Source organism: Arthrobacter sp. PL16, assembly GCF_035985055.1.
GTDB lineage: Bacteria > Actinomycetota > Actinomycetes > Actinomycetales > Micrococcaceae > Arthrobacter_D > Arthrobacter_D cheniae.
Window position 1 is genome coordinate 655,466 of sequence record NZ_JAXCIC010000002.1, and the last position, 13,988, is coordinate 669,453.

15 protein-coding genes are annotated in these 13,988 nt (G+C 64.4%); 4 read left to right on the forward strand and 11 right to left on the reverse strand.

The features are described 5' to 3' along the window. Window positions 1–5: 5 nt before the first annotated feature. Both RCH21_RS06795 and RCH21_RS06800 read right to left on the reverse strand, forming a co-directional pair. Window positions 6–629 carry a prepilin peptidase gene (locus RCH21_RS06795; RefSeq protein ID WP_326963698.1) on the reverse strand — a complete coding sequence of 208 codons (624 nt, stop codon included), beginning with the start codon at window positions 627–629 and terminating at the stop codon, window positions 6–8. Then, window positions 630–2,324 (reverse strand): sensor histidine kinase, encoded by a 1,695-nt coding sequence (locus tag RCH21_RS06800; RefSeq protein ID WP_326963699.1) that lies wholly within the window; start codon window positions 2,322–2,324, stop codon window positions 630–632. A gap of 190 nt (window positions 2,325–2,514) precedes the next feature. Here RCH21_RS06800 and RCH21_RS06805 point away from each other — a divergent pair, with 190 nt between their 5' ends. Continuing rightward, window positions 2,515–3,318 carry a response regulator transcription factor gene (locus RCH21_RS06805; RefSeq protein WP_326963700.1) on the forward strand — a complete coding sequence of 268 codons (804 nt, stop codon included), beginning with the start codon at window positions 2,515–2,517 and terminating at the stop codon, window positions 3,316–3,318. 11 nt (window positions 3,319–3,329) lie between these two features. On the opposite strand, the gene RCH21_RS06810 is transcribed toward RCH21_RS06805, so the two are convergent. The 9 genes from RCH21_RS06810 to RCH21_RS06850 form a co-directional block, all read right to left on the reverse strand. Further along, entirely contained in the window at window positions 3,330–3,707 is a 378-nt protein-coding gene (locus RCH21_RS06810; protein WP_326963701.1) for an Hpt domain-containing protein, read from the reverse strand. 117 nt (window positions 3,708–3,824) lie between these two features. Continuing rightward, window positions 3,825–4,709: a type II secretion system F family protein gene (locus tag RCH21_RS06815; RefSeq protein WP_326963702.1), complete on the reverse strand. Its 885-nt coding sequence runs from the start codon at window positions 4,707–4,709 to the stop codon at window positions 3,825–3,827. Window positions 4,710–4,719: 10 nt separating this feature from the next. Next, window positions 4,720–5,664, reverse strand: a complete 945-nt coding sequence (locus RCH21_RS06820; RefSeq protein WP_326963703.1) for a type II secretion system F family protein — start codon at window positions 5,662–5,664, stop codon at window positions 4,720–4,722. After that, a complete protein-coding gene (locus tag RCH21_RS06825; protein ID WP_326963704.1) occupies window positions 5,661–7,205 on the reverse strand; it encodes a CpaF family protein in 1,545 nt (514 codons plus the stop codon). Before RCH21_RS06825 ends, RCH21_RS06820 begins: the two co-directional genes overlap by 4 nt. After that, the gene (locus RCH21_RS06830) at window positions 7,202–8,401 is read right to left on the reverse strand and encodes an AAA family ATPase (RefSeq protein WP_326963705.1); all 1,200 of its coding nucleotides are present in this window, start codon (window positions 8,399–8,401) and stop codon (window positions 7,202–7,204) included. Before RCH21_RS06830 ends, RCH21_RS06825 begins: the two co-directional genes overlap by 4 nt. Beyond that, a complete protein-coding gene (gene cpaB, locus RCH21_RS06835; RefSeq protein WP_326963706.1) occupies window positions 8,398–9,162 on the reverse strand; it encodes a Flp pilus assembly protein CpaB in 765 nt (254 codons plus the stop codon). Before cpaB ends, RCH21_RS06830 begins: the two co-directional genes overlap by 4 nt. A gap of 55 nt (window positions 9,163–9,217) precedes the next feature. Further along, complete coding sequence (locus RCH21_RS06840) at window positions 9,218–10,198, reverse strand: Tad domain-containing protein (protein WP_326963707.1); 981 nt, start codon at window positions 10,196–10,198, stop codon at window positions 9,218–9,220. A 41-nt stretch (window positions 10,199–10,239) separates the two neighbouring features. Next, window positions 10,240–10,632, reverse strand: a complete 393-nt coding sequence (locus RCH21_RS06845; RefSeq protein ID WP_326963708.1) for a TadE/TadG family type IV pilus assembly protein — start codon at window positions 10,630–10,632, stop codon at window positions 10,240–10,242. 98 nt (window positions 10,633–10,730) lie between these two features. After that, the gene (locus tag RCH21_RS06850) at window positions 10,731–10,940 is read right to left on the reverse strand and encodes a Flp family type IVb pilin (RefSeq protein ID WP_326963709.1); all 210 of its coding nucleotides are present in this window, start codon (window positions 10,938–10,940) and stop codon (window positions 10,731–10,733) included. A 578-nt stretch (window positions 10,941–11,518) separates the two neighbouring features. Here RCH21_RS06850 and rplM point away from each other — a divergent pair. The 3 genes from rplM (at window position 11,519) to glmM (ending at window position 13,977) form a co-directional block, all read left to right on the forward strand. Further along, window positions 11,519–11,962, forward strand: coding sequence for a 50S ribosomal protein L13 (gene rplM / locus RCH21_RS06855; RefSeq protein WP_120147548.1), 444 nt, complete (start codon window positions 11,519–11,521; stop codon window positions 11,960–11,962). Window positions 11,963–12,002: 40 nt separating this feature from the next. Then, window positions 12,003–12,500 carry a 30S ribosomal protein S9 gene (gene rpsI, locus RCH21_RS06860; protein WP_326963710.1) on the forward strand — a complete coding sequence of 166 codons (498 nt, stop codon included), beginning with the start codon at window positions 12,003–12,005 and terminating at the stop codon, window positions 12,498–12,500. A 118-nt stretch (window positions 12,501–12,618) separates the two neighbouring features. Beyond that, window positions 12,619–13,977, forward strand: a complete 1,359-nt coding sequence (glmM, locus tag RCH21_RS06865; RefSeq protein WP_120147053.1) for a phosphoglucosamine mutase — start codon at window positions 12,619–12,621, stop codon at window positions 13,975–13,977. The last annotated feature ends 11 nt before the right edge of the window (window positions 13,978–13,988 follow it).

The following is a 13,988-nucleotide window of genomic DNA, read 5'->3' on the forward strand; positions in this document are numbered from 1 at the left end:
GCGAATCAGCCCAGCACCACGAAGCTCCCGAGTGCGGCGAGCAGCATCCCTGGACCAAACGGGAAGGTGGAGCTGCGCGACCCCCGGCGCAGGAGCAGCACCACGACCCCGGCCAGGCCTCCGAGGAGGAATCCTCCGAGGAGTGTGCCCATCCAGGCTGCCGCGCCTGCCCAGCCGGCGAAGAGACCGAGGACGGCGGCGAGCTTCACGTCGCCCATCCCCATCCCGGCGGGGGAGATGAGCGCGAGGAGCAGGTAGACGGCGAACAGAGCGGCACCGCCCGCCAGCGCGCCCAGGAGGCCGGCCCAGTACCCTGTTCCAGCACTCGCAACGAGCAGCAGAGGGACCGTCGCGGCCGTGAACCGGAGCAGGACCGCATTGGGCAGCAGCTTCGACCGGAGGTCGATCGCGCCCAGCAGGACGCCGAAGGACGCGAGGACCGCCACGAGCGGGAGGCTCCAGGACGGTCCGACCATCGCGCCGCCCACGCCGGCCAGGACTCCCGCCAGCAGGGCCAGGGGCAGCCGGAGGGATGGAGGGAGCTCGGTGCGCGGGTCCCTGCCGGCAAGGGGAAACAGTGCGTACCCCAATGCAGCTGCGACGACGGCGGTGGCCAGGGCAGCGATCACCTAGACGGACTCCTCCATCGAATCCTGCGGCAACCGGCTCACTTCACCGTTGACGGGTAGCGTGACCGTGAAGCGGCTGCCCTTGCCCGGCGCGCTGATGCAGTGGATGGAGCCACCGTGGCTCTCGACGATGGACTTCGTGATGGCCAGGCCCAATCCGGCACCGTCAATGTCGGCCCGTCGCGCCGCGGGAGTCCGGTAGAAGCGTGAGAACACCTGCCGGGCCTCATGTTCGGTCATCCCCATGCCCCTGTCCTCGACGTGGAGGTTGATCGCGGACTCCGTCTCCTCGGCCCGGACGCTTACCACGCCTCCGCCGGGGGAGTACTTGATGGCGTTGGAGAGCAGGTTGTCGAGGACCTGGGAGATCCGCAGCGGATCGATGAGGGTCCACAGGGGGTTCTGGGCCTCGGTCTTCAATTTGACGCTGTTCTTCTGGGCACGTAGCCCGTTGGACCGCACGCTCATCTCGATCAGGGCTGCCAGGTCCACAGGCCGCGGATGGACCCGGACCTGGTCGCCCGCGGTGGAGAGCAGGTCGGCGACGAGATGGAGAACCCGCTCCGCGTTGCGCTCCGCGACGTCGACGTATCCCTTGAGGTGGCCGGGAAGCGGGTGCTCGTCCTCCAGGATCAACTCGAGGTACCCGAGCACGGAGGTGAGAGGCGCATGGAACTCGTGGGAGATATTCGAGATGAAGACGTCCTTAGCGGAGACTGCCTCGACCAGTTCCGTCACGTCACTACAGGCGATCAGCGCGCCGGCAATACCGCCGTCTGCATCCTTGATGGGCCGCGCTGCTGTCGAGAGCGCACGTTGCGCCTCGTTCTCACCCACCCAGATGAGCTGGTCTGCAAAGGTCTCGCCCGTCAGCGCACGATGGATCGGCTGTCGGTCTATGGGCAGCGGGGTCACACGATCGGGCCCGAACATCAGACTGCCATGCCCGTCGTCGACGTCGTCGTTCCCTACGGCCAACCGGTTGAACAGTTCCTGCTGGCGATTGGTGAGCGTCGTGTTGCCGTGCGCGTCCACCGCGGTGAGTCCGACGTCGACCGTGTTGAGGATCGCGGTCAGCACGCGTTCGCGGTCGATCGCGGCCTGCAGGAGGTCGTTGAGTTCGCGGTCCTTGCGCTCGATGTCGAGCTCGCGCACGCGCGTGCTGGCGCTCATCACCCGGACCGTGATCCCTATGCAGAGCATCACGACCGGTAGCAGGAGGACTCCCACGTAGGACCTCAGGGCACTCGGATCGAAGCTCCCGAGCAAAGGCCATGCGGTGACGAGCAGCGATCCGATGACGGCCGACCCCAGGGCGGCCCAGGTGGGGAGCGATGACAGCATGAGCCAGAGCACGGGAAAGATCACGAGGACGCCGAGGGCGGGCTGGGTCTCGGCGGCACCGGCCCTTACGAGGGCGATGGCAACGAAGTCGAGGATGGGTACGACCAGCAGGCTTCCACGGGGCAGTTCGCGCCAGGGGACCAGGACGCACAGAGCCAGCAGGACGAGGATCATCGAGAAACCGAGCTCGAACGTCGGATCAGAGATCAGGCCCGGCCTGAGCAGCGGTGCCGTGACCCCGAGGACGACCACGATCAGGGTGAGGGGGATCTGGCAGAGCACCACGGAGCGGTTGAGGGCGAATCGCGATGCCGCGAGCCGCAGCCACACCGCGCTGCCATCCCTAGGCACGCACTATCCAAGGAGAGGTGAAACCCTGCATACCGACAACTTCCCGACGCTGAGACCTACGTACTGAGTACCATTATGTGGCCCAACCCGCGTTTTGCACTGGTACCCGGCAGAAAAGGGGAACAACGGCAGGCAGAATGGGATCCATGACGAGTCGAACGTGCTTCAGCGGATGCTGGGAGGGGACAGAGTGAGCGATCCAGGGGTGGCGGTCGTCATCGAGGACGACACCGATGTTCGGAACCTGGTGGCTGCCGTCCTGAGGCAATCGGGATTCGAGGTCCACGTGGCCCCGAGTGGGAGGGAAGGCGTCGAACTGGTCCGCACACACGACGCCACCGTGGTCACGATCGACGTCGGGCTCCCGGACATCGACGGATACGAGGTGCTGCGGCGCATCCGTGGTTCCAGTAACTGCTATGTCGTGATGCTGACCTCGCGGGGGGATGAGCTGGACACGCTGACGGCCCTCCAGTCCGGAGCGGATGACTACATCACCAAGCCATTCCGACCGCGGGAGCTCAGGGCGCGAATCGCCGCCATGCTGCGGCGGCCCCGGGTTGCCCCCGAACCTCTGGCTGCTGCCGCGCCGGCCGCTGCGCTCCCCTTCGCTGCCCAACCGACCGCCCCGCCGTCGCCGGCCGCTGCTACCGCTCCTCCGGCAGACTCGATCCTCGAGCACAACGGGCTGGTCCTCAATGCCGCTGCCCGTACTGCGGCCGTCGACGGACGCGACCTGCCGCTGACGCGGAGCGAGTTCGACCTGCTGAACGAGATGCTCAAGAGCAACGGATCGGTGAGGACCAAGGCTGATCTGGTGCGCGTTGTCCGCGGCGACTACTACGGCGAGGACACCTACATCAGCGACTCGGACGAGCGTGCGATCGAGGTGCACATCGGCAACCTGCGCCGGAAGCTGAAGGAAGACCCCAAGAACCCGCGCTGGCTGCAGACCGTCCGCGGTGTGGGTTACCGGCTGACACCGATGCGCTGAGAGGTCGCCGGTCAGACCCGTACCAGGTACTGGCTCTCGAGCTCGCGGATGGTGTCGAGTCCGCAGCGCTCGATCTCGGGAAGTACCCTGCGCGCGGCGTCCAGGTCGGCGGTGAGGACAGCCGATTCGAAGCTCGCAGCCAGCGCAGACAGGCGCGTGGCGCCGACCATGGTTGATGAGCTGCGGAGGCTGAGGGCGACGTCGAGGGCTGCGGGCAGGTCCGCGTTGCCGATGGAGCTGGTGAGGCGGAGGTACCGGTCCTCGAAGCCGAGGACGTAGTCGCGGGCGAAGGCTTTAGCCGGTCCGGGGTCGTTGAGCTGCTGCTCGAGGCTGGAGAGGACAGTGAGGTCCACGAGCGGCAGGACCTCAGGGGCACAGTCTAGGAGCATCCTGTCAGGCTACTTCCGTGGTCTGACGGTTTGCCGAGAAGCGGCTGATGCTGACGGATAACTGCGCGATTGCTTCAATGTTCCGTGGTCCACCGCCAACCGCCTGCTGCAGATCTCTCACATTCCGCCTAACGAGTCCATGATGTTGATGACCGCGGGTCCGAGTATCACGATGAACATCACCGGGAAAATGAAGAGCATCAGGGGGAACAGCACCTTGACCGGAAGTTTCATGGCCTTCTCCTCGGCCCGCTGTCGCCGCTTCGTTCGTGATTGTTTCGCTTGGGCGCGCAGCACTTTCGCAATGCCAATGCCGTACTTGTCCGCCTGCACGATAGCGCTGACGAAGCTCTTGAGTTCCTGCACGGAGGACCGTTGAGCAAGGGCCTGATATGCCTCCCGGCGAGGGCGCCCCACCTGGAGGTCCTGCAGGGTCCGGCTGAGCTCCTGCGCCATGGGTCCCCTGCCATTCGCTGCTGCACGCGCCATGGCCGCCTCGAAGCCCAGACCCGCTTCCACGGAAATGAGCATCTGGTCGAGAGTATCCGGCAGCTCGATCTGGATGGTCTCCTGGCGCTTGATGCCCGTGTTGTAGACCAGCAGGTCCGGCACGAAGTAGAACAGGAGAGTGATGAAGAGTCCGAGGGTCACAAAACCCACCCCGGGGTTCTTGCTGAAGAGCAGGAACCCCAAGACTGCCCCGATCAGAGCCAGTGCCGGTTTCGCCACGATGAGCTTCTCGAGCGGCATGGAGGCAGGCCTACCCGCGAGCGCGAGCCATCCATCTATTTTGGCGACATACGCATCAGGAGTCAGCCTGCGGGCAACCGCGAACAAACCGGATGTGGCAACCGCAGACTGGTCGTTGCGCCCTTCGATCCCGCTTGCCAGATTGGCATGTATTGCAGCGACCGCCTTGCGGTCTGACGTGGAGAGGGCCCACGCAAGGTAGGCCAGGGGAAAGACGATACTTGCAGCAGCGCCCCAGACGAGAAGTGACATGTGACGGTTCCTAGAACTTGATCTTGATGATGCGGCTCATCCAGAACCCACCGATGGCGTACATGACCGCAGCGGCAACAATCATCAAAATGCCCAAGAGGTTCTCGATCAGGACCAGCATGTAGGGCGGATTGAGGAAAGCGAACATGATGGCGATACAAACTGGTACTGCCATCAGGATGTAAGCAGACATCTTTCCTTCGGCGCTGAGTGCCCGAACCTGGCCCTTGATCTCGCTCCGCTCACGGATGGTCTCCAGGACGTGCTCGAGGACCTCCGCAAGATCGCCGCCCACCTCGCGATGGATTTGAATGGCCTGGGCGATCCAGCGGAAGTCCTCACTGTCCATGCGGGCAGCAGCTTCTTCGATGGCAAGATGTGAATCCTTGCCGATGCGTGTCTCGTTGACAATCCGCGCGAGTTCCTCCGACGCGGGTGCGTCAGCGTCGGCCGCTACCGCATCAATGGAACGCATGACGCTGTGTCCGGCACGGAGCCCACCGATGAGCGTTTGGATGGTGTCGGGAAGCTGTGCGTCGAAATTTGCCCTGCGTTTGTCCCTCTTCATGGAGAGCACCACGCGGGCGACCAGCGGTCCGACGCCCACGACGAGGAGGCCGAGCACCACATGGGCGAGAAGACCGGTGAGTAGACCAGCGACTAGGGACATCGACAGGACGAAGACCGTGAAGTCGGCGGGCTTCGTCTTTACGCCCGCGTCGTACAGGAGGTCCTTCCCGTAGAGTCCCCCGGACTTGCCTAGGGCGTCGTCGACGGCTCCCACTGTTGACGAGCTGACCCGGCTGAAGACGGATAACTCTTGCGGCACATCGGGGCGCCTGCGGCTCAGCGGGATCGCTCCTGCACGGGGTTTCAGGACTACGACGAACAGCAGCAACAGCGAGACGAAGCACAGGAGCATCCCGAATCCCAGGACCACGGGCGAGAGCATCATCGCCGCGCCATCGGCTGCTGTGGCGTGGCGAAGACACCGGGTGAGACATGGATGCCCAGTTCATCGAAGCGGTCGAGGAATCGGGGGCGGATGCCAGTGGCCATCGGGCGGCCGAGGAAGCGTCCCTGCGCGTCCATCCCTGCCGAATAGTCGAAGAGGAAGGCGTCCTGCAGTGTCACGATTTCGCCTTCCATGCCCTGGACCTCCGTCACGTGCGTGACGCGCCGGCTTCCGTCGCGCATGCGCGTCAGCTGGATGATGAGGTCCACCGCGGAGGCGATCTGCTCGCGAATGGCTCGAAGGGGAAGATCCATCCCCGCCATCAGGACGAGCGTCTCCAGACGGGCGATGGCATCCCGCGGGGAGTTGGCATGGACGGTCGAAAGCGAGCCGTCATGGCCCGTGTTCATTGCCTGCAGCATGTCGAGGGCCTCGCCGCCGCGGCACTCGCCGACGATGATCCTGTCAGGCCTCATACGGAGGGAATTCTTCAGCAGTTCGCGAATCCCGACGGCACCCTTGCCCTCGATGTTGGCCGGCCGGCTCTCCAGCCGCACCACGTGGGCCTGCTGTAGCTGGAGTTCGACGGCGTCCTCGATGGTGACGATTCGATCGTCGTCGGGGATGAAGCCGGACACGACGTTGAGCATGGTGGTCTTGCCCGTACCTGTTCCGCCGGAGACGATGATGTTGAGCCTGGCTTTGACACACGCGTCGAGGAGTTCCGCCATCTCCGGGGTCAGAGAGTTCCATTTCAGGAGATCGTTGACCGTGATGGGGACCTGGGCGAACTTTCGGATGGTCAGCGAGGGTCCGTTCACAGCGAGGGGCGGAATGATGGCGTTGACGCGCGAGCCGTCCTCCAGCCGTGCGTCGACGAGAGGAGACGATTCATCGATGCGACGCCCCACCTTCGAGACGATCCGCTCGATGACCTGTCGGAGATGGTCGTCCGAGCTGAAGCGCAGATTGGTCAGGGTGAGCCGTCCCTTGCGCTCCACGTAGATCTGCTCGGAGCTGTTGACCATGATTTCGGTAATCGAGGGGTCCTCGAGCAGGCGCTGCAGCGGACCATAGCCCATGACCTCGTCCGCGATCTCCAGGATGAGGCGACGCCGTTCCTCGGGGGACAACGGAACCTGCTCCTCGTCGATGACAGCTGAGAGTTCTTCCTTCGCGATCTTCCGGAGCTCGTCATCCGATACGGAGGAGTCGCTGAAGCGGCTTCCCACGCGGTCGAAGAGCGCTGCCGCAGCGCGCTGCTTGAGCCCTCCGAGCGCATCGATGGCGGGACCGGGAGCCTGCGGGCGACGACCAGGCAGTGCTGCTTTGGGCCCGGCGACACGTGCCGATAGGGTCGACGGCGCCGGTCCGGGGACCGGGATGGCCACCGGGGACGAAGGCGTCGGGACCGTGACGGCCGTCGGTACGACTGGAGCGAAGGGCCGCGACGGATCGGGCTCGACAACGGGAGAGGCGGCGACCGGAGGTGGGCCGGGGGCGGCCGGGGCCAGCTGGTTCATGCGTTCCGAGAGCTTCACGCGATCATCGCCCGCCTGTGGACCTTCCGCTGGGCTTCAGCGACCAAGGAGGGGTTGAAGCGATCGACGAGTTTTTGCAGGCCACGGTAGGCGGGGTCCTTGGTGGTGCCCTGCAGGACGGGGATTCCCCGGTTGGTCGAGAAGGGCAGGCTCCTCGAGCGGGGGACGACGACGTCTACGGGGACGCCGAGGGTGGCTTCGACATCGGCCACGCTCAGGCCTGCCTTGCGGTCGGCGAAGTTGAGCACCGTGTGCCTGTTCGGTGGTAGGAGCTTCAGTTCACTGAGGACGCTGAAGCACTTGTGGAGGCCACGCACGCTAGGTACGTCCATCCCGCAGATCCACACCCCGTCGGTGGCGAGTTCGAGCGTTGCAAGGCAGTGCTCGCCGAGTCCGGGAGCAGTGTCCACGATGACGTACCGGAACTCGGTGGCGAGCTGGTTGATGAGCCGCGTGACGTGCTCGGCGGTGATGTAGTCGGATTCAGCGGGGGAACGGGGGGCGCAGAGGGCGTAGATTCCTGCAGGGTGGACGGTCAGGAAGGCCTTGAGGACCATCGAGTCCTGGGCGGCGGCGCCATGCACGGCCTCCGTGATGCTGTGCGCGGGTTCGAGCGTCAAACCGGTGGCGACGTCTCCGAACTGGAGATCGAGATCGAGAATCACCACGCTCATCGGGTCGATCTTCCCGAGACCGATCGCGAGGTTCGTAGCGACGGTCGTCTTGCCGACGCCCCCCTTGGGGGACATGACAGCGATGACGCGCCCTCGCGCCTGATCCGAGGGAATCTGCTGGCCGTTGTTCCGTCGCCGGCGTTCAGAGGCGGCGCAGGCACGCTGCAGGAGGGCCTGCAACTCAGCGAGGTCGATCTCGGCGCTGATAACGTCGCGGATACCGGCGCGCATGGCGCTCAGCATGAGCTCTGGCGTCGGTGGGGCGGCGAGGACCAGGCTGATCTCCGGGTACTGGATGTCGAAGATCGCCGCGAGGGCCACTCCATCTTCCGGCCGCACGCCTGGTCCGAAGATCAGGACGTCCGGCTGCCCTCCTGCGACTTGCTGCAGGAGGGCCTCGGGAGCGAGGAGTACGGCTTCGGGGGGGAGTGTCTGCAGACCGCCGGGCAGGACGCCCGCAATTGCGTGACGGACACGGCTTTCGAAGTCCCGCACTGCAGTGATGATGACGAATCTGCTCATTTGAGGACCTCTGGAATTGTGATGACAGGAGGATCGGCTTCTTCGGACGAGTCGGATTCCTTCGTGAACCAGATGCTGCCGAATTCTGCGCCGAAGATGACCCGGCCTGAGTCGAAGTCATTCAATGCGAGGGTGACGAAAGCGGAACCACTCGGCATTGCGATCCCCTCCGCATCGGCCGAATCCTCGGTTTGGGGGGCCGCCTGCTGGACGGCGGTAACGAGGACATTCTGCAGACTTAGGTTGGTGTGCTGCTTGAAGCCCTTGATCTCGTCCGGTAGCCGCTCGAAGTCGGGAGCCTCCTCGGTGAGTTCGCCAGAGATGTAAACACCGACATCGTCACCAGCCGTGATCCGTCCGCCAAGCATGCGTTCGGGCGCCAGCAGAATTGTCACCTCCTCGAGGCCGTCAGGCACGGGTACCGTGCCTGGTGCGAAATCTTCGGGCGCAACGAGTCGCTCTGTTAGAAGTTGCTCACCCGGCAGGAGGTCGACGGCGGTGATCTTGTTTTCCTGTCCATCAAGGGTGGTCAGCGCGCGGGGGGCCACAGCGGACTTGACCAGCGACTGCGTGGTGAGGAAGGTCGGGAGGTCTTCCGTGGACGTGCCAGCCGGAACGCGCTCGCTGACCACCAGGACCTGGGTGGGAGCGAGTCCCTCCTGGGCGCGGCTGTCCGCAGCGCCCACGTAGAGAACCAGCAGGGCTGTGCCGATGACGGCTAGGACGAGGGCCACCAGACCTCCGATGAGTCGCGTCTTCACGAGTGATAGCTCCTGCGGTGATTAGTGGGGGTGATGATCAAGGTCAAGGTAATTCCTAGTTCGAGAGTCCGACGACGGAGGCGCCGTAATTTGTCGCGGTGGGAGAAATTGTGAGGCCTTCATCAAGTGACACGAAGCGTGTGAAGAATCCCTGGATCCCCCGGCAATTTCCGGTGCAGTTGGGCGCGAGAGGGTCTTTGAGGGTGTGAGTATTTCCGCCGGCGAATTTGTAGCCGGTCACCTGGAAGGCGGCGAACCCGACCAGCGTGTATGTGGCACGGGTCCCCGTAAGCGCTGAGGAACTGAACAGGGGGATCATGATGGGCTGAGAGGTGAGGTTCGGGAGTTCGTCTACGCAGTCGGAGGGAAAGTTGTTGCCCGTATCAGCGCCGACAGTCCCAGGAGCAACTACAGTGGCGGCGCAGTCACTGCCGTCCAGCCAGCCGAAGCCGCCTTTTGCGTAGCCGTCGTGAACACCACAGCCCGGGTAGCCCGGGGAGCTTGCATCTTGGTCATAGCGAAGAAGGATGCGCGGCGTTCCACGGGGATCACCAACGAAGTTCCCCGTGGAATTGAGCTGCGCAAGCTGTGGCGCTGATAGGGACTGACGGAAAACACACTCGCTGAGCGTCCAGGGCAGCGTGCTGCCACCGGTCGGTGCTCCCCAGCTGGCGGTTGCGGCGGCAGTGATTTCGGTGCTTTCGAATCCAAGCACACGAGCGAAAGAAAGGGAGAAGTGGTTGGCGCCGGTTACGGCCTCGCGGGCGTTTGTTTGCACGCGCACTCTACCGGCAGCCGGAAACGTGATCGACATTACGCCACTTGTTTCGTCCCCTGCGTTGCTATCTGCAGCAAACTGACCGACATCGGCGACAACTCCGCAATTCCCGCCGGAACAATCCTGGGCGATGGCTAAGGCGGCTGCGTCCGCGCCATTTTGCAGCTGTGCCTTTTCGACGTACATGGCGCCGACGTCGACGGCGAGTGCGGCCATGCCGAGAAGGACCACCATCATCAGGGCCACCATGATGGACACGGCTCCGTGTTCGTTCTTGGTCCGCTCGGGAGCCGGCCGTCCTAGCCGCCGCATTGCATCACCGCAATGCCCTCAAGGTCCAGCGGGAACAGGCCGGCATCCAGGAAGCCGGTCATCGATGGAAGGGAGACGCTCGTGGTGACCTCTACCCATAGACCGGGACCGCATGCATCAGCATCATCGTCGACGGTGACGGGCAGACCATCGAGCGCCGGAGCGGCCGCAAGGGCAGCCCCTGGGAGGTTCAGGGTGCCGTCGTCGTAGTGGATAGCGGCGTGCCGTGCGCCCTCGCGGGCTGCCTGGGTGAGTGATACCTGGACATTCATGACCCGACCGAACTCGAGGATCCCGACGAGGATGAGTAGAAGCACGGGCAGGACCAAGGCCATTTCCAGGGCCACTGCTCCGCGTTCGCGATCAGTCCTCTTCATCATGCAATCCCTTCCGGCGTCGCTGGAGTGTGAATCTGGAGTGTGGAATGAGAGTGGCTCCGGCAACTCGCGCTGCCGGAGCCACTACAAACGGCCGAGTGCTAGGCGATCTCGCCTCCAAGCTGCGTCGTCACACCGTCGAACAGACCGGCAATTGCCGGGCCGAGGAATGTGACGGCGACGGCGACGACGACCGCGATGAGGGCGACCATCAGGCCGTACTCGACCATGGTTGCGCCCTTCTCCTCGTTGGCGAGGCGGGCCTTGGCGGTGTGGAGGACGGTCGAGAGGGTTGCGTACAGTGCGATCATGATGAGCTCCTTGAGTGTGGGTGGACGAACCGTGGACGAACCGTGGACGGAAGGTCCGAGGGGCTGGCCCCATGCCAGCTCTGAGCAGAAACCTAACCGCTGAACGCGTGTCGGAGACCCAAAAAGAACTGAACCTGAGGAAAGCTTCGCTCTTCGGACTTTCTCCTGCGGAAAATCTGCGTTTGACCATGTAGCCGTGCCACGCGTTGAGAAAGTCACAGCCTGCATGTGTAGTTCTGCAGTTATCGAAGAGGGTGCACCTGCGTTGGCCAAAGGCGAGGTCCGGCGACCGCACCGCTGATGCAGTCAGTGTCGTCGCCCTCGGTTTTGACCTGGAGTGCGGCAGCAGGCTAACCTTGGTAGTCGTTGTGCGTATCCCAACTCGATACGTCTGCGCCCTCCGGAGCGGTTCAGTTGCAGAACCACCTGGCCCGGGGGCGGAGCCGAGATTTACGGGATAACTGGTTGTATTTCAGCCCTCACCTGAAGTTCCGGTAACGCATGAATAAGCTGAGCCCGCGGGCACGGAGCACTCCGTGGATGTGGGCGACACCGAAATAGAAATGAAGGCCATAACCGTGCGTACGTACACCCCGAAGCCAGGCGACATCACCCGCCAGTGGCACGTTATCGATGCAACTGACGTTGTCCTCGGCCGCCTTGCCAGCCAGACCGCAATCCTGCTCCGCGGAAAGCACAAGGCGACCTTCGCCCCCCACATGGACATGGGCGACTTCGTCATCATCATCAATGCTGACAAGGTAGCCCTGACCGGCGCCAAGCTCGAGCAGAAGCGGGCCTACCGCCACTCGGGTTTCCCGGGCGGTCTGAAGTCCACCACCTACGCGGAACTTCTGGAGAAGAACCCGGAGCGCGCAGTGGAGAAGGCTATCCGCGGCATGCTTCCGAAGAACTCGCTGGCCGCTCAGCAGATCAACAAGCTCAAGGTCTACCGCGGCGCGGAGCACCCCCACGCAGCGCAGCAGCCCTCGACGTACGAAATCACCCAGGTCGCCCAGTAGTCCTGGCCACCAACACTAAGAAATCACTTCAAGGAGAACCGTGGCTCAGAACACTGAAGAGCTGAATGAACCGACTGAGGAGCTTACGAGCTACACCTCAGAGTCCACCGAAGGCAGCGAGACCGTCGTCAAGGAGCGCCCCGCGCTGACTGTCGGCGGCGGAGCCGTTGGACGCCGCAAGGAAGCAGTCGCCCGCGTGCGCCTCGTCCCCGGCACCGGCAAGTGGATCGTCAACGGGCGAGAGCTCGCCGACTACTTCCCGAACAAGCTGCACCAGCAGGAAGTCAACGACCCCTTCAAGCTCCTTGAGCTCGACGGCGCGTACGACGTCATCGCCCGTATCCACGGTGGTGGAGCGTCCGGCCAGGCCGGCGCCCTTCGCCTTGGTGTGGCACGCACGCTGAACGAGATCGACCGCGAGAACAACCGCCCCGCCCTCAAGAAGGCAGGCTTCCTGACTCGTGACGCCCGCGTCATCGAGCGTAAGAAGGCTGGTCTCAAGAAGGCTCGCAAGGCGCCTCAGTACTCCAAGCGCTAATCCTGCCTACCATTGGCAAGGCATCGATGCCCGTCCGGGCTCTCCGGACGGGCATCGTGCTTTAACCTGTTGAGGACCCACTGAGCGGTCTCGTGTTCTTCACTTAGGATGATCAACGATGAGCAAATTATTCGGCACCGATGGCGTGCGCGGTCTGGCCAATGGCCTGATCACGGCTGAACTGTCCCTGCATCTGGCGCAGGCCGCCGCCGTCGTCCTCGGGCACAACGCCGTGGACGGAGGACGCCGGCCGACCGCGGTGATCGCCCGTGACCCCCGCATCAGCGGTGAGTTCATCGCTGCCGCCGTCGAGGCAGGCCTCGCCAGCTCCGGCGTCGACGTCTACGACGCGGGCGTCCTGCCGACGCCGGCCGCCGCGTTCCTCGTCGCAGACCTCAAGGCCGATTTCGGCGTCATGATCTCCGCCTCGCACAACCCCGCCCCGGACAACGGCATCAAGTTCCTCGCACGTGGCGGCAAGAAGCTCAGCGATGCCCTTGAAGACGCCATCGAGGCCGAGATGGCCAGCGAGCGCGTCCGGCCCGTGGCCGGCGACGTCGGACGCATCCAGCGGTTCGCCGACGCCGAGGACCGCTACGTGATCCACCTGCTCCAGACCCTCCCGCACCGCCTCGACGGACTGAAGGTCGTCCTCGACTGCGCACACGGCGCCGCCAGCGGTTGCTCGCCCGAGGTCTTCAGGAACGCAGGGGCAGACATCGTGGTCATCGGTGCGAACCCCGACGGCGTCAACATCAACGAGGGGTACGGCTCCACCCACCTCGGGAAGCTCCAGTCCGCCGTCCTCGAGCACGGCGCCGACCTCGGCATAGCGCACGACGGCGACGCCGACCGCTGCCTCGCCGTCGACCACGAGGGCACCATCGTGGACGGCGACCAGATCATGGCCGTCATGGCCCTCGCCATGAAGGACGCCGGGAAGCTGAAGGACGACACGCTCGTGGCCACGGTCATGAGCAACCTGGGCCTGAAGATCGCGCTCCGCCAGGCCGGCATCACCATCAAGGAGACGGGGGTCGGCGACCGCTACGTCCTCGAGGGGATGCGCGACGGCGACTTCAGCCTGGGTGGCGAGCAGTCCGGCCACGTCATCTTCGCCGAATTCGCGACCACGGGAGACGGCGTCCTCACCGGCCTGCAACTCGCGGCGCGCATGGCCGGAACAGGCAAGACCCTCAAGGAACTCGCCGCCGTCATGACGAAGCTCCCGCAGGTCCTCATCAACGTTCGGGACGTGGACCGCACAGCGGCCGACTCCGACGAGGGCGTGCAGCATGCCGTCCGCGAGGCCGAGGTCCTGCTGGGCGAGACCGGCCGGGTCCTCCTGCGGCCCTCCGGCACCGAGCCTGTTGTCCGCGTGATGGTCGAGGCGGCTGATACCAGCACTGCCCAGCGCATTGCCGAGGAGCTCGCGGCGACGGTGCAGGAACGCCTCTCCCTCGAGCCGGTCGCCTAGCTTCGTCCTTC

Excerpts from the sequence above, each read along its gene's own strand:
- RCH21_RS06810 (WP_326963701.1), bottom strand. The coding sequence starts at position 3,707 with ATGCTCCTAGACTGTGCCCCTGAGGTCCTGCCGCTCGTGGACCTCACT.
- RCH21_RS06815 (WP_326963702.1), bottom strand. The coding sequence starts at position 4,709 with ATGTCACTTCTCGTCTGGGGCGCTGCTGCAAGTATCGTCTTTCCCCTG.
- RCH21_RS06820 (WP_326963703.1), bottom strand. The coding sequence starts at position 5,664 with ATGATGCTCTCGCCCGTGGTCCTGGGATTCGGGATGCTCCTGTGCTTC.
- RCH21_RS06830 (WP_326963705.1), bottom strand. The coding sequence starts at position 8,401 with ATGAGCAGATTCGTCATCATCACTGCAGTGCGGGACTTCGAAAGCCGT.
- RCH21_RS06845 (WP_326963708.1), bottom strand. The coding sequence starts at position 10,632 with ATGATGAAGAGGACTGATCGCGAACGCGGAGCAGTGGCCCTGGAAATG.
- RCH21_RS06850 (WP_326963709.1), bottom strand. The coding sequence starts at position 10,940 with ATGATCGCACTGTACGCAACCCTCTCGACCGTCCTCCACACCGCCAAG.
- glmM (WP_120147053.1), top strand. The coding sequence starts at position 12,619 with ATGAGCAAATTATTCGGCACCGATGGCGTGCGCGGTCTGGCCAATGGC.